The following is an 18841-nucleotide window of genomic DNA, read 5'->3' on the forward strand; positions in this document are numbered from 1 at the left end:
TCCTTTAGTTATTACCCAGAAAAAACAAAAAACGCACTCTAAAAAAGAGGGCGCTACTGACAAATAAAAACGGAAGCTCTCATCTATCAGGATTATCACCCGCTGGAATTAGCACAGTGTCTACTTAAGCAGACCTGTTGCTGAGGTTTCATAAGGCCAGTCCCTCCACCTCTCTGGATAAGAAATATTTTTTTATAACCTTATCAATCCATTCAATAACTGTCAAGACAATTCTGTTTTTTAAAAAAATTATCTATTATAGAAATACAAAAAAAGGAGTATTACTATAACTGCAATCCACTCCTTCTTGGGTAGTATTTAAAAATCGAACATACAAAACCTCATTTATTTATGATACGGTTCACAAGCACTTCCTCAAAATTTGATGCATTTCTAAATATCTTCTTACTTCTTTGGCTACGGGGGCACCATACATATCCAGCAACTTAGGGATGTATGACGAGATCCCATGGCCATCAACTTAAGGATGTGTATGGTGACCCCTATTAGAATTAACCTTTAACTCTTTTTCCATAAAAGATGTATTATTTAGTAACACTTGTTTTTGATAGACTTTTTTAGTTTTATAGCCACCGATTAAACTTCCTAATGTATATTCTCTTTATAAATTGAGTAACTAGAGCATACATTGTTAAAATTCCCAATAACCACAGAAAATAATAAAATGGAAGGGGAGTTAAACCAATTTGAGTACTTAAACTGGTAAATGGAAGGGAAATTCCTATAAACATAACTAAGCCTGTAAGTATCAAAACTGGCCTAGCAGCCGTACTTTGTAGGAAAGGGATATGTTGAGTACGAATCATATGCACAATTAATAATTGTGTTAATAACCCTACTACGAACCAACCCGTTTGAAATAAGGATTGCATCTCAGGAATATTTGCACCAAATACATTCCACATTACGATAAAAATGATTATATCAAAAACACTACTTACCGGCCCAATAAAAATAATAAAACGAAATAAATCTTTTGTATCCCAACTTCTTGGTTTTACTAAAAATTCATTGTCTACTTTATCCCACGGAATTGAAAATTGGGATAGATTATATAGTAAGTTTTGACATAATATTTGAATTGGTAGCATTGGAAGAAAAGGAAGAAATGCACTAGCAATTAATAAACTTAATACATTTCCAAAATTTGAACTTGCTGTCATCTTAATATACTTCAGTATATTTCCAAACGTTGTCCGTCCTTCCACTATAGCATCTTCTAAAACATGTAAATCTTTTTCTATAAGTATAATATCTGAACTCTCTTTAACAATATCATCTGCTGTATGGATAGATACACCAACGTCAGACTGTTTTAAAGCAAACACATCGTTAATTCCATCCCCTATAAACCCAACTGTATGACCATTCATTTGAAGTGCCTTTATAATACGGAATTTTTGACTAGGATTTAATTTTGCGAACACACTTGTTTTACTTGCAAGTTTTCCTAATACCTTATCAGGAAGACTATCAATTTCATAACCCAGTACTGGTTCTCCTATATACAAGCCCATTTTCCTACATACATTTCTTGTCACGGACTCGTTATCACCTGTTAAAATTTTCACTTGTACTCCTTTCTTTTGTAGAGTATGAAGTGCAGCGATAGCCGATTGTTTGGGTGGATTTAAAAAACCTACATATCCAACGAGTATCATATCTGATTCATCATTTATAGAATAACTTCCCACTTTATCACTATTTAATTGCTTATATGCAACTGCAACAACTCGCATCCCCTGCTCTTGCCAGAGTTCCATTAGGTGTTTATTTCTACGCTGGATTTCATCTGTAATAGGAATTATCTTATTATTTTCTTTTATAAAACTACAAATTGATACAACTTCTTTAACTGCACCTTTACAAATCATTATTCGTTCGTTAGCATTTTTTTCTATAACAACTGAAACTCTTCTTCTATCAAAATCAAATAGACATTCATCTATTTTGGAGTATTGAGACAGATCATATTTACTACTATCTTTTACATAACGTATAACTGATAAATCAATTTCATTTTTATAATTTGTATGGAAGTAACTATTTATATACGCTAATCTTAAAACCTCATCTGACTTCTCTCCATTTGTATCTGTATGGCGTACCAGGTCCATCTTATTTTCTGTCAACGTGCCTGTTTTGTCGGTACAGAGAATATCCATAGCTCCGAGATTATGAATAGAAGATAATTGTTTTACAAGTACCTTTTTTCTACTCATTTTAATAGAGCCTTTAGCTAAATTAGCTGTTACAATCATTGGAAGCATTTCTGGAGTGAGTCCAATTGCTATAGCAATTGCAAATAAAAAAGCCTCATACCAATTCCCATTAATGCCCCCATGGATTAACATGACAATAGGAGTCATGATGATCATAAATTTAATTAATAGCCAACTAACTTTGCTTACCCCTTTATCGAATTTAGAATCAGATTTCTTTTTCAGCTTAACCTGATTCTTTGCTATTGAACCAAAGTAAGTATCTGTCCCAGTACCTACAACTATTACTTTTGCTGTACCACTTATAATATGAGTTCCCATAAAACAGAGATTTTCCAATTCAATTAGATTTTGGATTTTTCTAATTTTACGTTTTTTGTACATATGGAAATACTGATTTGATTTTTCAACGGGTAATGCTTCTCCTGTTAGGGATGATTGATTTACCAGTAAATTTTCTGATGAGATAATCCGTACATCTGCAGGCACAATATTTCCAGCAGATAATTCTATAATATCCCCTGGTACAAGATTCTCAAGACCAATTTGTACCTTTCCACTTTCCTCCAATAAAGTTCTCTTATTTTCTTTATAAGGAATATTTCCCTTCCTGAGGACAGTTACCTTTTCATATACAAGATTTTTTAATCTTTCTATAGACTTCTGAGAACGAATTTCTTGTATGAACCGAATTAACACGCTTAACGTCACCATAATTCCCACAATAATAGTACCTTTTATATCATTGGTAAAAAAAGATAACATACCTAATATAATTAGAAGTGAAATAAACGGACTTCTAAAAGAATTAAATAATGTTATGTACCATTTTATTCTTTTTTGAGAAACTACTTTATTTTCTCCATACACTTCAAGCCTCTTAGTAGCTTCCTCGTGAGACAGCCCTTGAGACGTTGTTTTAAAAAAATCTAACGTTGATTCAACATCACTTTTTGCAATTTCAATTAGCATATTATAATTTTTGCTCAATACTTCCTGTTTATAAAAATATTTTTTATTAGATCTCAACAAATTTACCTCCTATCCAAATAAATAGAATCCCCCTGTTTTTAAAAAATAATTTTAAAACTTCATTTTATAATTAATCTGAATTTCCAATCATTATTAGAAGTTCAATAGCACTTAAATAGTATTATTCTCACCATAAATAGTAATTTTTATTTATAAGTTCCCTCTTATTAGCAACCAAAAACTACTATAGCCATAATTTTTAACTGCAACAATTGAGCCAGCACTATACATTATCAAAATTCCAAATACAATTGTAATGATAAGCGAAAACACCAACGGATATTCCAGTAACTTGAATACTTTTTCATTTCTATTCTCTCTTTCTCTATACTTCCAACGCGTTTGTCTACAAACTTTGCGGGAACGAACTTAGGTATTAAAAACTTAATATAAATTTCTTATAACCCTAGTAACATTTTTGCAATGGTAAAGTACAGAATTAACCCCGTTCCATCGACTAATGTCGTAATGAACGGACCTGAGATAACAGCTGGATCCAGCTTTAACTTATTTAAAATCAAGGGTAATACAGATGAAACAATGGACGACCAAATAACAATGAACAATCCAGTAATAGCTACAACTTGCGCGACTTCTGTACCTACGCCTAAAGTGTACGCACGAATTAATGCTGCCACGGCTAATGTAAGACCTAGTAAAAGGCCTACTAATGCTTCTTTTTTCATAACACGAAATATATCTTTAAATTTCACCTCATTTAGAGCTACAGCTCGAACCAATGTAGTTACGACCTGTGTACCTGTATTTCCACCAGTTCCAATTAACAACGGAATAAAGAAAGCCAGTGCAACTACATGAGTCAATGTTTCTTCATAATGCCGAAGTACAGAACCAGTATATGCTTCTGCTACAAACAGAAGTAATAACCAACCTATACGTTTACGGTATATTTGCCAAATAGAGGTTTCGAAATATGGCTTATCTAATGGGGTGCTCCCTCCTAATTTTTGAATATCTTCAGTTGCTTCTTCTTCGAAAACATCCATTGCATCATCGAAGGTTATAATACCTATCATCCTATTATCCATCGTTGTTACAGGTATAGCGGATAAATCATAATCCATTAGTTTTTGGACGGCTTCCTGTTGGTCTAGGTTCACTGAAACTGAAATAACATCTGATGCCATTATAGATGATAAAGTCTTATCATCTGAAGCTAGCAATAATTCACGAATTGAAACAATTCCATTAAGCTGACCACGTGTATCCAGAACATAAATATACGAAATTGATTCAACCCCTGCCCCAATTTTTCTAATATGCGACAGCGTATCTTTTACTTTCCAATTTTCCCTGGCAGCAATATAGTCAATCGTCATCAAACTGCCCGCTGTTCCAGATTGAAAAACCAGCAGACTTCTAATTCTTTGTTGAGATTCTTCAGACAAAAGTTGTATAAGTTTTTCAGCCTGAAGTGGATGAATTGAAAGAATTACATCAACAAGGTCATCAATAGATTGCCTAGCTAATAGCTCTTCTCCTTTATCCACAGGCAAATTGGTACAAATATTATATTGCTCTTCTGGTGTAAGGTAACTGAGAATCTTCGCACCTTTTTCAGTAGGAAAACATTTCATTAAAGATATCTGATCTTTATGTTGAAAACCTTTCATTTCCATTGCAATATCATAGGATTGGTTTTTTATAAGCTCCTGCACTAAGTGTATGTCTTTTGTCGTTAATAATTGTTTTAAACATTTTTTCATCGTAAATCCTCCTTAAGGACAATGGTACTTGTTATCATTTCCCACTTCAGGGAAAACATATTTCTTAATAAATATGGGATCAATATCATCAATCATTAGTTTTCCCCCCTTTTATAAGAGACTTATTACAAATAAAATTTTGTATATAAAAAACCTCCTCTAGTGATTCAACTAAAGGAGGTAGATTTAAAAAAGACATAGCTAAATAAAGCTCATTCCCCCTAGTTGAGTTTTGGCACTATACAACGTAAAGGATGAATCATTCATCACTTAGCTATCTTAAGAAGAGCCTTAATCCGACAATTCCTGTTCTACCCATTGGCATCTTTCGATATTTTTGGGCAATAGCCTGTGTTTGTATAGGAGCCTCACCTAACAGGTTATTAATATTTTAAATTTTTTGTTTGTTTCGTATTAAAGCATATTAACTATTTTTGAACTTGTCAAGTATTGATAAAACCTATTACTTCATTTTTTGATATCATAACATTCCAAAATCACACATATATATCCGTATAATAATTTGTATTAATATAACGAATTTCATAAACTATAAACTATTATGTTAATTTTTTATTATTACACGTGTCCTGACGCTTTATTTTTGAAGATTATTGTGGTGGGAATTTTTAAAAAGCATAAAAAGCCCGATAGATAACAAAAATTTCAACTTGATTTCCTCTTACAGCTCGATATAACATGTATCTTGAAAAGAGATACTGAAAATTTAGAGGACAGGATTGAAATTTTTGGAAAGCTTCTTCATGCTTTCCCATAATTAAATTGATATTTCTAGAAGGGGTAGCTCCATAATCGATCATTTTAGTCATGGTAATTTGCATTTTACAATGAGTTATCTTTAAATGAACCAAATCTATATATAGGGGAAATATAATTAAACTTATCTGAGAGAAAAAATTAAAATTTATGATGCATACTATTACTTTATTATCCTTCACCATTCTCATTTTATATGGCATTATAATTTTTTATGTATCGTTTATTTTTTATTTCATATTTAAAGGAAAAGAGCTTCGTATATTTGCTATTGAAACAGCTTTTTATCAGCTATTTACTTGGATTATTGTATTGATTTACAAAACTTTTGTTATAAGAATTTTAATGTGTTCTGTGTTCCATTTCGATATAAATGCGAATAATATGTCAATCATATTGTGGACAGCTCCATTATATATAATCCTAACTATTTTATTTGTTTTCGGGCCTCTTAAAGGAATTTTATATGTATTACAAAGAAAAAGTTTTCATTAACCGGTTATTTCTAAAAGGATTAACAAGTAAAAAATAATAAAATCAATATATTTCACACAAATTAATTAGCTCCTTTAAATCAGGATCTAATTAATTTGTGTTTAAACGAAAATTTATAATATGTATATAAAAATAAATAAATTTATATACTTGAAACAACACATATAGAGCTACCTACCAAATCGTATCTTCCAAAGCAATTAGGTATTATAAAGTGGTCCCCTTTTTTAAAGCAATAATGCTCCCCTTCTTTAATTAACTCACCTTCACCCTGTATTACACTAACAAGAAGGAAAGCCTTTTGTTGTTCCAAACTAGTTGATCCATCTAACTCCCATTTTGCCACTGAAAAATATGGACATTTGATAAAGTTAGTTATACTCAAATCATCTACTTTTTCATGTTTAACCGTTAACTGATTCGATATAAATGGGGCTTCTATTACATCAATGCTCCTTTCAAAATGCAGCTCACGTAAATTCCCTTCTGAATCTCTTCTATCATAATCATACAATCTATAGGTTGTATCAGAGTTTTGCTGTGTTTCTAATACTAAAATCCCTTTACCAATTGCATGAACAGTTCCACTCGGCACATAGAAGAAATCTCCAGGTTTCACCTTTACACGATGCAATAGTTGGTTCCACTCTTTCTGTTCAATCATAGCCATGAATTCTTCTTTTGTTTTCGCATGATGTCCATAAATAATTTCCGCGTCTTTTATGGAATCGATTACATACCAGCATTCTGTTTTTCCTAGTTCTCCATCCTCATGCACGCTAGCATATTCATTATTAGGATGAACTTGAACAGATAGATCTTGATTGGCATCCAAAATTTTTGTAAGAAGAGGGAAACGCTCCCCCTCCATATTTCCAAATAAATCTCGATGGTTATCCCACAATTCACCCAAGGATAGCCCTTTATACTTTCCGTTCTTAACAATGCTTTGTCCATGTTGATGCGCTGCAAAAGCCCAACACTCTCCAGTTTGATTTGATGGAATTTCATATCCAAAAGAAGTTAAATGTGTCCCACCCCAAATTCTTTCTTTAAAAACAGGTGCAAAAAATAATGGTTCAGTCATGATTTAAATCCCCCATTCTATGCTATTTCATCTAGTAGTTTGTATGCTTCTGCTTTTGTTTGAACAGATAATAACCGCTCTCTATAACTATCATCCATTAGTTTTCGAGAAAGCATTTGAAGGATTTTTAAATGTTCATTTCCTTCATTTTCTTTTGGTACCGCAATCATAAATATTAACTTTGCTTCCGTTCCATCAAGGCTGTTCCAATCTATACCCGATTGTTTAATTCCAAATACCACGCTCGGTTTCCTAACGGTAGCTGATTTCCCATGTGGAATCGCAATGTTTATACCAATACCTGTAGTACTTTCTTGCTCACGGTTCATAATAGCCTGTTTAAATTCTGTCACTGAATGTAATGCACCTACCTGCTTTAACTTTTGAATCATTTCATCAATGATGTCATCTCGTGTTTCCCCTTTTAAGTCTGTTTCAATTAATTCTAAACTTGTAATATCTGTTAATTTTTTAATTTCTACCTTGTCTACTTGTTTGCCTCTTACTTGAGTCTCTCGTTCCAGTTGTTGCACTTCTATTGTTGCTGATACTTCTTTTACTTGCTCATTTTCTTGTTTTTCTAACTTCGAAACGTCTTTTTTCAATACATTTACTACAACAGCTGTCACAATAGAGCCTACAATTACAGCTACAAAAAACATAAATACATTATCTACTGCCCCTAACACTGCAACAATTGGACCACCATGTGCTACTCTGTCTCCTACATGACCAATCATCGCAATCACAGCACCCGTCATCGAACCAGCCATTATACTTGGAATAACCCGAAGTGGATCTTGTGCTGCAAAGGGAATCGCACCTTCCGTAATACCAAATAGCCCCATTGTAAATGATGCTTTACCCATTTCTCTCTCTGAATCTTGAAATTTCCCCTTACCTATGAAAGTAGCCAGTCCCATTCCAATTGGTGGTATACAAATTGCTGCAGCAATTGGTCCCATAATTTCATAGTTTCCTTCTCCAATCATTGCTGAACCAAATAAGAATGCTACTTTATTGACTGGACCACCCATATCAAATGAAATCATTGCCCCTAAAATTAATGCTAAGAGAATTGAACTTGACCCTTGCATACCTGCTAACCAAGCTGTTAATGATACGAAAACTTGCGCAACAGGAGCACCAATAATAAATACAAATGCTAAGCCTACAATAAGTGAAGTAAATACCGGAATAATAATAATCGGCATAATTGGTTGAATCGCTTTTGGAACTTTTAATTTTTTAATTCCTAACGCTATGTAACCAGCTAGAAAACCAGCGATAATTCCACCAAGAAAACCAGCACCACTTTCACTTCCGTAAAAGCTTCCTGTTGCTGCAATATATCCACCAATCATCCCAGGAACAAGTCCAGGTTTATCCGCTATACTATATGCAATATATCCAGCCAGTATTGGGACCATGAACGTAAATGATGCACCACCAATTTGTTCAATGGTTTTCCAAAAAGAACCCTCTGGAATCACTAAACCCCCAGGAGTTTTTTCTCCCCCAAGTGTTAACGCAATAGCAATTAATAATCCACCGACTACGATAAATGGGACCATAAAAGATACACCATTCATTAAATGACGATATATGGGATTTTGCTTTTTTTCCTGTTGGTTACTTTCTACTATTTTTGACTGTGAATGATAAATAGGTACATTCCCGCTGATTACTCTCTGAATTAATTCTCCTGGTTTACGAATACCATCTTGCACTCCGACAACCAACAATTTTTTACCTATAAATCTATCTTTATTTACGACTCTATCTGCAGCTATAATAATGCCGTCTGCTTCGCGAATATCTTGTTCAGTCAACTCATTTTCTACCCCTATTCCACCTTGGGTTTCAATTTTCATTTGGACTCCTAATTTATCCGCTGTTTTTTGCAAATTTTCAGCTGCCATATAAGTATGGGCAATCCCATTTGGACACGATGTAACCGCTAACAATTTCATTCTTAATCCTCCTTACACTTCTTATTAAGCGCCTACACTTACTATAAATCAATATTACGACATCAAAAGTTTCATTTTTTACCGTAACTTCCGGAAAAATAAACCTTTTATCCAAGCAAACAACAGGTTAATTAATCCTCCACTTTTCGGTTAATTATGTAAAAAGGACAAAAATTTCATGACATTTGTTTCTTTCACAAGCTTTTGAATAAAGGATGGTTGCTCACTTATAAAGGATAGTTCCTGAAACAATTGTTTCGTTACCTCTTGTCCATCACTTTTAACTGCTAGCATAAATACAAGTGATACCTTCTCTGCTCCCCAATCAATTGGTTCCTTTAATGTAGCAATTGCAATTACTGACTCTTGAATAAATTTTGGATTGCCATGTGGAATTGCGATTCCTGCCCCAATCGTTGTTGCTGACATTTTTTCTCTTATGATTGCATTTTCTGCATACTCTTTATCTACATAACCCTTACTATGCAAAGCATACGCTAACTTTTCAATTAGTTCATATGGATGCTGTATATCCTGTTGTAAAAACACTAAAAATGGAGATGTATAATTGAACATAACAAAGTCTTTTTGTTCTTTATAACTTGGCTCATCATAATTTTGTATAAAGTCCCCTAGCTTCTTTTCTTCTGGCCCCTCTAATAATGGTGATACTACTATATGAGGAATGTTTAATCTTGAAAGAGTAGTAGTTGAAATAACGAGATCCACATCACGATGTTTCATTATATAACTTTGTAAATCAGCTTTTGAAATACAGTCCATCACATGGATATGACGAAATTTACGCTCAATTTTTGTACGTAACAACTGCGACATGCCAATGCCCATATGGCAAACAATAATTACATTTTTAGATTTTCCCTGGTGATTTAACCGTTCAACAGATGCTTCAAAGTGTAGAGTAAGATAAGCCGCTTCCTCTTCTGGAATATATATAGTGAGAGATTCATTTATCTCTTCTAATACTTGTATCAATACATTAAACACATAGGGATACATTCTCTTTATATCGTGTAACATCGGATTAGAGACAGAAAGATCATAGCTTAAGCGATTCAATGCGGTATATAAATGAATCGTTAACCCTTCAATTAAAATTTTGTCTTTACTGAAATCAATTTCATACAACTGCGACATACGTTTAACTAATTGCTGTATAACCATAGAAAGAATTGGATTACTTTCAGTAAGTGTACTATCCTGCATTGGTTTATCTTGATAACGGATTTTCCCACCTAAAATATGAGCTGTTAAATACGTAACTTCTTCTTCTGTAAAATGAACTGAAAAAACACATTCCAACTGTTTTAAAAATTGCAATGTCCATATATATTCTTTTGTTTCTTTCAGTATTTTTATTTCCTTTTCAGCATTTAAAATAGGTTGCTTAAGTTTCATTCTCCGTACCATAAGCAACGTATGTACTAATAAACTTTCAAATGTATCATCCGTAAAAAACAATGCATTTCGTTTTTGTAACGCTTTCAACTCGTTCGTAACAAATTCAACCTCATGATATTGAAATTGTTCTTTAATAAATTGATTCGTAAGATCAGAATTACGAATCAAATCTGATAATCTAGCCAATGCTCTTCTTTTTTTCTTTTCATTTCCATCAATAATAAGTCCAACTCGCTGTTTTGAAACAATGGTTAAATCAAAATGACATAACCATTTTTCAATTCTATCTAGATCTTTTTTTATAGTAGTTCGACTTACAAAATGTTGGGATGCCATTTCCTGTGCAGTAACTGCCTTTACATTCATTAATAAGTTGTATGCAATTTGTAGAATTCTTTCTTCATCTGATTCATACTTTGTGCAATTATTAATACAATAAAGTTTATTAAACAAGTCCACCTTTTCATATTCCTCAATCTCTAAGTACACGCCTAATCCCGGTTTCCTAACAAGAATCGCACTTGAATAATTCGCAAGGTGCTCCTCAATTATTTTAAAGTCATTACGAATTGTTTTTTCAGAGCAATTCACCTTATCCGCAAGGTCTTGTACTAATGAATAGTCGTTAGATTCAGATAATAGTAGAAATAAAATTTCTTTTTGTCTTGTATTCATAAATTTCACCTATCTCTTATATCTTTCTATGTTATATGCATTACTTTACAAGATACTTTTACCCTCTCTTATAACTAGCAATTTCAATTAATTATACTTATTTTCAAATTTTAGCTACCTTACGTTAAGAATTCTTATTTAGAATTAATTATTTTTCTTGATACTCCAACATCATTTCTATATTTAGTATCTTCAGCAACTAAGAAGACAATTAATTTCAATATACCGTAAAATATCCCAATTAAAAGTTTAATTTATTACCAAGGCTCCGGAAAAGCTGCTTTATTTCTGTACCGAAATAAAATCCTGTATTAGTAGTTTTTTTATCTACATAATTAATTTTAATCTCTCTTCTAGAATCTCCCTATCTGATTGTGATTTTGAAATTACAAGACATGTATCATTCCCACAAATACACCCCACTTTTTCTTTCCAGTCTACAGAGTCTAATAACACCCCTATAACATGTGCATTACCTGGTAAAGTTTTAATAATGGTCAATTGATTTATATAATCAATCTTTACGACAACTTCTCCCAACTTTTTCTTTAACATCATATCAGTTTGTATAATATCTCCTGTGAAGTTTTTATATATAGTTAAACCGTTTGAAGAAACAGTCTTTATTATATTTAATTCGCGAATATCTCGCGAAATAGTAGCTTGTGTTACAATTTCTCCTTTTTTTGCTAACAGTTCTACTAACTTTTCTTGTGTATCTATTTCATGCTCTCTCACCGCTTGTTTAATTAGCCTTTGTCTTTTCTCTTTTCTCATAAAAGACGCCCCTTATATCGTTATACTTTTATTATATCTTCCTATAAATTTTATTCGAAAGAGGTAAAGGGGAATGTTGCGGAAACGTTCATAGTTTTGGGCACTTTACGCCCTTATAGGAGCCCACCACATCGCTATCAAGCCAAGAAAAGCAAATACCCCAAAATGAAAAAATGAGTTTTTTGATACAAGTTAGAACAAAATTTCGTTCTGGGGAAGGTATAAATTTTCCAAGTTGATACACATGAGGGCGATCCCCTATTACGTTTAGTATTTCATTTCCGTTAAAAAGCTTGTTCTCCCTCTTCGCTGAAGGTATCAAAGCTACATAATATTTATTCCCATTATAAAATACAAAAAATTGGTATAAACAGATTCCTACATGTAATATATGTAATGATACATACTATTAGGAGGATTACAAATGTGGCTAGCATTTTTTCGGTATTTTCTTTTTTTCTTAGGATTAACTTTCTTTGGGCTGGGCAATGCGATTGCAGTAAATGTTAAATTTCTTGGACTCCATCCATGGGAAGTCTTGAATATGGCGCTCTATCAGCGATTTGGATGGACCATTGGAACATGGAGTGTTATATGTGGTCTATTTCTTGTTCTCGTGTCCTTGGTAGTAGCTCGGAAATATATAAACATAGGTACATTCTTAAATGCATTGCTAATCGGTCCTATCATGGATTTTTTCTTAAAATTGGATATCCTTCCTCATGCCACACACTTGTTGTGGATAAACCTTCTTATATTACTTTCTGGAATTATAATTACAGGTATTGGAGGCGGTATGTATGTTGCTGCCGGAATTGGTGCAGGACCAAGGGATGGATTCATGCTTGCTATCTCTGATAAAACAGGATTATCTGTAAGCCGAGCTAGAATTATTGTGGAAAGCTTTATATTAGTAATTGGTTATATTCTAGGTGGTCCTGTTTTTATTGTAACTTTCCTGTACACCTTTATCCAAAGTCCTATATTCCAGGGATCATTCAAGGTGTTTCAAGAATTATTATATAATTTAGAGAGAAAAAATAAGGACAAAGTTCATGTAAATTTATAAGTACTCATTTATCTTTATATGCTCCATTAATATGACACTAAATTTCTTTTCTTGTTATGAAAAGACAAATAATTAGTTCTTCATAAAATTAACAAATACGCTATTCTTTCTTTAGATCATATGTGGTCTGGCCCCATTTGGTGAGACAAAGAAAAAACACCTAGATAACATGTTTCCTATAAGCTATAGGTGACATATTATCTAATTTCCTCTGAATCCGTTCATTATTATAGTAGTGGATGTATTCATCCACAGTTTGTATTATACTAGCATTATTCGATTGTTTTATATTTTGCGCATAGAATCCTTCGGATTTCAAATGAGAATGAAAGGATTCTATGAGGGCATTATCATGGCAGTTTCCTGTACGAGACATGCTTGTGATAATGCCTTTTTCTTTGGCATAAGTTTGAAATTGTTTTGATGTATACACCTTTCCTTGATCCGAATGTAAAATCGTATCAATCACATTTCGCTTTTTTAAAGCCTCTTTTAGAGTATCTAATACAAGAGAAACATCCTGTGTCTCAGCTATTTTATAACTTACAATTTCATTGTTAAACCCATCTATATTAGATGAAAAATAAAGAGTCTTATTGCCGAACATCAAATATGTGATATCAGTGAACCATTTTTCATTAGGCTTGGTAGCTTTAAATCTCCGTTGTATTCTATTTTTAGCTACCACTGGTTCATGACCGAGTACAAATATCTTTTTCTTTTTTCTAACCCGAGATAATACGTTGTATTTTCTCATGATACGTAATACTTTTTTATGATTCATTACGATGTTAAATTGATCACGTAGACAAGCTGTAACCCGACGATATCCATACCGATATTTATGATGTTGACATATTTCTATTACGGTTTTTTCTTCATGGTTAGTTACTGTTTTCTCCTGCTTTTTCCAACGATAATAAGTAGCACGTGAAATATTAAATATGGAACACAGTTCCGCAATTGTAAAAATTGATTGCCATTCCTTTATCATTTTCATTATTTCTTCTTTTCCTCCCACCTCCTTAAGATTTCTTGGCACTTTTCCAGCAATATAATCTTTGCCTTTAAATAACATATTTCTAATTCTTTTTGTTCAAGTTCTGTTAACCTTTTTAAGCCTTTTCCATGTACAGATTGTCTTCCAATAGATTGTTCAAACCGATAGGTTTCGCCTTCACGATACCATTTCATCCAAGTTTTAATTTGAGCCACATGTCTAATTCCTAAGGCATCCATAATTTCTTTATTTTTGAATCCTTGGTGTTTCATTTCAACTACTTTCCACTTTATTTCGGCGGGATAATGCACCTTTTTCCCCATACGAAAAACACCTCCATTAAAATCATAACTGATACTTACGATTTAGAGAGGTGTTTTTTATCGCCTCATTCTCAGGGTTCACTCCATACAAAAAAGATAGCGTTTTTTGATTAAATGATTACATATTAACCATTATTAGCTGGAGCCTCTCCTGTATTTCCCTCATTACTTGATGAAGGTGGCGTTCCATGGTCATCCTCATTGTTTGGTGGTATTGTATTCCCTTGGTCACCGCCACTTTTTGGCGGCGTTGTATTTCCTTGGCCATTACCATTGTTTGGTGGTGTTGTATTCCCTTGGTCACCGCCACTTTTTGGCGGCGTTGTATTTCCTTGGCCATTACCATTGCTTGGTGGTGTTGAATCTCCCTGGTCACTACCACTTTTTGGCGGCGTTGTATTTCCTCGATTACTACCATTGCTTGGTGGTGTTGAATCTCCCTGGTCACTACCACTTTTTGGCGGCATTGTATTTCCTCGATTACTACCATTGTTTGGTGGTGTTGTATTTCCTTGGTCACTACCATCGTTTGGTTCACTTTGCTTTCGCTCTTCCTGTTTCTTTAATTCTTCTTGTTTCTTTTGCTTTTCTTTTTGCTTATTTTCACTCGGCTGTTCAGTCGTATTTGCTATTTTCGTATTTGGAGAAGAATCACGCTTCTCACCTTTAATACGTAATTCGCTACCTTCTTGAACTACACTGTTCGGCATTTTAAATTGTGACTTATCTGTAGCAAACTTACTCATCATTTCTTTAAAAATCAATTGAGCTATTTTCGTATTTTTACTACTAATATAATCATCTTTACTATCCTTTGTATATCCGGTCCATACTGCCATCGTATATTGTGGTGTATAACCAGCAAACCAACTATCACGAGTTGCACTTTCTGGTAGATTATATTGTGCTATTTGTTCTAAAGAATAGTTTGTTGTACCTGTTTTACCCGCTATATCTAAAGAACTTATATTAGCTGTTGTACCTAATCCAGATGAAACAAAAGTACGAAGCATATCAGTAATCATATATGCTGTAGAATCCTTCATAACTCGTTTTGACTTTTGCTCAAAGCTTTTTGATTTACCATCTGAATAAATGACTTTCTTAACAAAATGTGGCCTCGTATACTTACCATCATTACCAAATGCCGCATAAGCACCTGCAATTTCAGTCGGTGACGCTTCATTTGTACCAATCGCTGTTGATTCGGTCGGTGCTACATTAAATGTAATACCTAGCTTTTCAGAGAAACCTTTTGATCTATTAATTCCTACTTCTTTTGCAGTTTTTATTGCCGGGATATTTCGGGACGTCTTCAATGCATCACGCATTGTAATTAGTCCTAAATGCTTTCTATCAGCATTTCTAACTTCTTGTCCCGTTGAGTACTTAAATGGAGAGTCATCAATTTGATGGTAAGTAGCCCATTTTAAATATTCAATTGCAGGAGCGTAATCAAAAATTGGTTTCATTGTTGAACCTGCTGAGCGATTTAATTCAATTGCAATATTATGTCCTTTAAAAACAGCTTTATTTTCACCACGCCCACTACCAATTGCACGTACTTCTCCTGTTTTCGTATCCATAAATGTGAAAGCCCCTTGGAATTTCTCATTTGGATAATTAATAATATCTTTATTTAAAAGTTTGTCCGCAAAATCCTGTGCCTTTGGATCTAATGTTGTATAAATTTCTAAACCGTCAGATCCGATATTAACATCTGGCAACTCTTTTTCAACTTCTTTCACAACCGCATCCATAAAAGCTGGATAGGGCATTTCTTTTTGTTCAGTTGCTTTCTTAAGTCCTTCTGTTACTGGAACTTTTGATGCTTCTTCCATTTCTTTTTTTGTAATATAACCATGTCGATTCATTAATTTAAGTACAACATTTCTTCTTTCTGTTGCTTTTTTGATATTTTGTTCTTTCGTTGGATCATAGTTATTAGGAGCTTTCATTAAACCAGCAAGCATTGCAACTTCTGGTAGTGTTAAATCTTTTAATTCCTTACCATAGTAATTTTGGACTGCTGTTGCGATTCCATATGAACGGTTACCTAAGTAAACTTTATTTAAATACATTTCTAAAATTTCATGTTTTGAATACTGTTGTTCTAGCTTATATGCTAAATATATTTCTTGCGCCTTTCTCTTTGACGTTTTTTCCATCGATAAGAAGTAATTTTTAATAACTTGCTGTGTAATCGTACTTCCACCTTGAGAGCCGTAATCCCCTTTTAGGCTGACTAAGGCTGCACGTGCAGTACCCTGAAAGTCTACGCCACTGTGCTCGTAAAAACGTGCATCTTCTGTTGCTAAAAACGCATTTTCTACTAACTTAGGAATCTGATCATACATAATATTCGTTCGTTTTTCTTTTCCATATTCATATATCAATTTCCCATCTTTATCATAAATTTTTGAGGATAACGGATTAACAAGTTTTGCTTTCTCAAGTTTTGGAGCATCTTTGATCATAACGAAAAAGGTAGCAACCCCTGCGACTAACCCCACAATACCAAGTAATAAACAACTAACTAAAAACTTACGAAAAAATGAAGTTTTACCTTTTGCATTTTGTTTCTTAGCAGCAGGCTGTTTTTTCTTTTTAATTTGTCGTCGCTCCTCTCGAGAACGATAATTTTCTGACATACTACTTTCTCCTGCCTTTCAATTCTCGTGTTGATTTACTTAAAATTATTGAAGTCACTTTAAGAAATATATTCATATTTAAAAAGTGTACTAAATAGACAATTTAAGTAATCAATTTGTTCCACTTTAAGATGAGGAAGAAATTTTGGCTTATCTGATAACGAAACAAAAACGGTAATAGTGGCACAACTAAAAAAATGGAATTTCATAGAAAATCCATTTTTAGCTTGATGGACATATGGCTGTACCCCTTGTATAAGAGTTTGTTTTTAAACAACTCTGTCTCAATAGTATCCTGATATTACAAAAAAGAACTAAGATGTTTCATCCTAGCTCTTTTTTGCAATATCAACTTATTATATACATTCCTCAATCATTATTTTACTTCATTGGCAACAAAGAAATGCTCACATACACTTGAAATACGTTTTAAATCCACATTGCCACCTGAAATAACCGCTACTACTTTTTTATCCTTTACATATTTATCAACTTTCCCTGCAAGAAGAGCGGCTGTGGCTAACGCTCCCGCTCCTTCTACGACAGCCTTTCCGCGTTGCAATAAGTCTTTCATCGCTACTTCTAATTCTTCTTCTGATACAGTTACAATGTCATCTACTAGGTTTTTTACAATTTCAAAGGTTAAATTTCCAGGTATTTTAACTGCACAACCATCCGCTATTGTTGGGGCTTTATAATGTGATACAATTTCTCCAGCATCATAAGAAGCTTTCATACCGTGTACGTTTTCAGCTTGAACCCCAATAATATTAATGGAAGGATTAAATGATTTCAGTGCTACAGCAATCCCTGAAATAATTCCTCCTCCACCAATAGGTACAATAACAGTATCAACATCCCACATATCATCTAGAATGTCTAAGCCAATTGTCCCTTGGCCAGCCATTACTTCTACATCATCATATGGATGTAGGTATGTTTCGCCTGTTTCTTTTATAATCTCTTCACATTTTGCTTTTGCATCATCAAATGTATCACCGTATAAAATAACTTCAGAACCATATCCTCTCGTCGCATCCACTTTAGCTTGCGGTGCAGAGGTCGGCATCACAATTTTGCTTTTAATTTTGAGTAAATGAGAAGATAATGCAACACCTTGTGCATGATTTCCAGCTGAACAAGCGATTACTCCACGTTTTTTTTCTTCATTTGTTAGTTGGGAAATTTTATTAAATGCACCACGAAATTTGAATGACCCCGTTAACTGCATATTTTCTAACTTCAAATAAATTTCTCCACCGGTTTTACTGGTTAAATAAAAAGATTTAACCAAAGGCGTTTTTCTAGCATTCCCATCTAAAATTTTTTGTGCTTTTTTTATATTCCCAATGTTAAGTGGTAAAATCTCATTACTCATATTAACACTTCTTTCAATGGCTTATAATCTAATTCTAGTGTTGTACCTAAATTCTCATAAGTTATAGTACCCTTGTAAATATTTATCCCCGTCGCCAAAGCCGGTTTATTTTGGATTGCATTCTCTAATCCATTTTTAGCTATTGCTAGTAAATACTCAATATTTCCATTTGCCAACGCCATAGTTGAAGTACGTGGGGTGGCACCAGGCAT

Annotated in this window: 11 protein-coding genes, 1 pseudogene and 2 riboswitches; of the genes and pseudogenes, 2 read left to right on the forward strand and 10 right to left on the reverse strand. The window is 33.4% G+C overall.

The genetic code is table 11. The features are described 5' to 3' along the window. Positions 1-76 precede the first annotated feature (76 nt). Positions 77-184, reverse strand: a riboswitch (SAM riboswitch). Between the two features lie 400 nt (positions 185-584). Beyond that, the gene (mgtA, locus tag QO049_RS26910) at positions 585-3275 is read right to left on the reverse strand and encodes a magnesium-translocating P-type ATPase (RefSeq protein WP_284489657.1); all 2691 of its coding nucleotides are present in this window, start codon (positions 3273-3275) and stop codon (positions 585-587) included. Positions 3276-3673: 398 nt separating this feature from the next. Continuing rightward, positions 3674-5002 (reverse strand): magnesium transporter, encoded by a 1329-nt coding sequence (mgtE, locus tag QO049_RS26915; RefSeq protein ID WP_000710591.1) that lies wholly within the window; start codon positions 5000-5002, stop codon positions 3674-3676. 210 nt (positions 5003-5212) lie between these two features. Continuing rightward, a riboswitch (M-box (ykoK) riboswitch) is annotated at positions 5213-5389 on the reverse strand. Between the two features lie 540 nt (positions 5390-5929). On the opposite strand from mgtE, the gene QO049_RS30820 reads away from it, so the two are divergent. Further along, entirely contained in the window at positions 5930-6274 is a 345-nt protein-coding gene (locus tag QO049_RS30820) for a hypothetical protein (protein WP_349816878.1), read from the forward strand. A gap of 142 nt (positions 6275-6416) precedes the next feature. Here the strand turns inward: QO049_RS30820 and manA are convergent, their stop codons facing one another. The 4 genes from manA to QO049_RS26935 all read right to left on the reverse strand — a co-directional run bounded on the left by manA (position 6417) and on the right by QO049_RS26935 (position 12208). Continuing rightward, positions 6417-7361: a mannose-6-phosphate isomerase, class I gene (manA, locus tag QO049_RS26920; RefSeq protein WP_284489658.1), complete on the reverse strand. Its 945-nt coding sequence runs from the start codon at positions 7359-7361 to the stop codon at positions 6417-6419. A 17-nt stretch (positions 7362-7378) separates the two neighbouring features. After that, on the reverse strand, positions 7379-9334 hold the full coding sequence (locus QO049_RS26925) for a PTS fructose transporter subunit IIABC (RefSeq protein ID WP_284489659.1): 1956 nt from the start codon (positions 9332-9334) through the stop codon (positions 7379-7381). 150 nt (positions 9335-9484) lie between these two features. Further along, positions 9485-11431: a BglG family transcription antiterminator gene (locus QO049_RS26930; RefSeq protein ID WP_284489660.1), complete on the reverse strand. Its 1947-nt coding sequence runs from the start codon at positions 11429-11431 to the stop codon at positions 9485-9487. 327 nt (positions 11432-11758) lie between these two features. Beyond that, on the reverse strand, positions 11759-12208 hold the full coding sequence (locus tag QO049_RS26935) for an arginine repressor (RefSeq protein WP_065705881.1): 450 nt from the start codon (positions 12206-12208) through the stop codon (positions 11759-11761). A 424-nt stretch (positions 12209-12632) separates the two neighbouring features. On the opposite strand from QO049_RS26935, the gene QO049_RS26940 reads away from it, so the two are divergent. Then, positions 12633-13277 carry a YczE/YyaS/YitT family protein gene (locus QO049_RS26940; protein WP_246963706.1) on the forward strand — a complete coding sequence of 215 codons (645 nt, stop codon included), beginning with the start codon at positions 12633-12635 and terminating at the stop codon, positions 13275-13277. A gap of 160 nt (positions 13278-13437) precedes the next feature. Here the strand turns inward: QO049_RS26940 and QO049_RS26945 are convergent. The 4 genes and pseudogenes from QO049_RS26945 to QO049_RS26960 all read right to left on the reverse strand — a co-directional run. Next, positions 13438-14600, reverse strand: a protein-coding gene (locus QO049_RS26945) for an IS3 family transposase (protein ID WP_284489661.1) whose coding sequence is annotated in 2 segments (ribosomal slippage) — positions 13438-14333 and positions 14333-14600 — 1164 coding nt in all. Because the reading frame shifts where the segments join, the coding sequence is not laid out codon by codon here. Positions 14601-14725: 125 nt separating this feature from the next. After that, complete coding sequence (locus QO049_RS26950; protein WP_284489662.1) at positions 14726-17251, reverse strand: PBP1A family penicillin-binding protein; 2526 nt, start codon at positions 17249-17251, stop codon at positions 14726-14728. 376 nt (positions 17252-17627) lie between these two features. Further along, entirely contained in the window at positions 17628-18629 is a 1002-nt protein-coding gene (gene tdcB, locus QO049_RS26955) for a bifunctional threonine ammonia-lyase/L-serine ammonia-lyase TdcB (protein ID WP_087965799.1), read from the reverse strand. Next, positions 18626-18841 (reverse strand): annotated as a pseudogene (locus QO049_RS26960) (alanine dehydrogenase); the annotation flags it as partial. The pseudogene QO049_RS26960 and the gene tdcB, both read right to left, overlap by 4 nt.

The sequence above is a fragment of the Bacillus sp. RB3 genome, from assembly GCF_030164735.1.
In the GTDB taxonomy this organism is placed as follows: Bacteria; Bacillota; Bacilli; order Bacillales; family Bacillaceae_G; genus Bacillus_A; species Bacillus_A cereus.

Bases quoted from the DNA above. Each gene is read 5' to 3' on its own strand.
- tdcB (WP_087965799.1), bottom strand. From the start codon at position 18,629: ATGAGTAATGAGATTTTACCACTTAACATTGGGAATATAAAAAAAGCA.
- mgtE (WP_000710591.1), bottom strand. From the start codon at position 5,002: ATGAAAAAATGTTTAAAACAATTATTAACGACAAAAGACATACACTTA.
- manA (WP_284489658.1), bottom strand. From the start codon at position 7,361: ATGACTGAACCATTATTTTTTGCACCTGTTTTTAAAGAAAGAATTTGG.
- QO049_RS26935 (WP_065705881.1), bottom strand. From the start codon at position 12,208: ATGAGAAAAGAGAAAAGACAAAGGCTAATTAAACAAGCGGTGAGAGAG.
- QO049_RS26950 (WP_284489662.1), bottom strand. From the start codon at position 17,251: ATGTCAGAAAATTATCGTTCTCGAGAGGAGCGACGACAAATTAAAAAG.
- QO049_RS26940 (WP_246963706.1), top strand. From the start codon at position 12,633: ATGTGGCTAGCATTTTTTCGGTATTTTCTTTTTTTCTTAGGATTAACT.
- QO049_RS26930 (WP_284489660.1), bottom strand. From the start codon at position 11,431: ATGAATACAAGACAAAAAGAAATTTTATTTCTACTATTATCTGAATCT.
- QO049_RS30820 (WP_349816878.1), top strand. From the start codon at position 5,930: ATGATGCATACTATTACTTTATTATCCTTCACCATTCTCATTTTATAT.
- QO049_RS26925 (WP_284489659.1), bottom strand. From the start codon at position 9,334: ATGAAATTGTTAGCGGTTACATCGTGTCCAAATGGGATTGCCCATACT.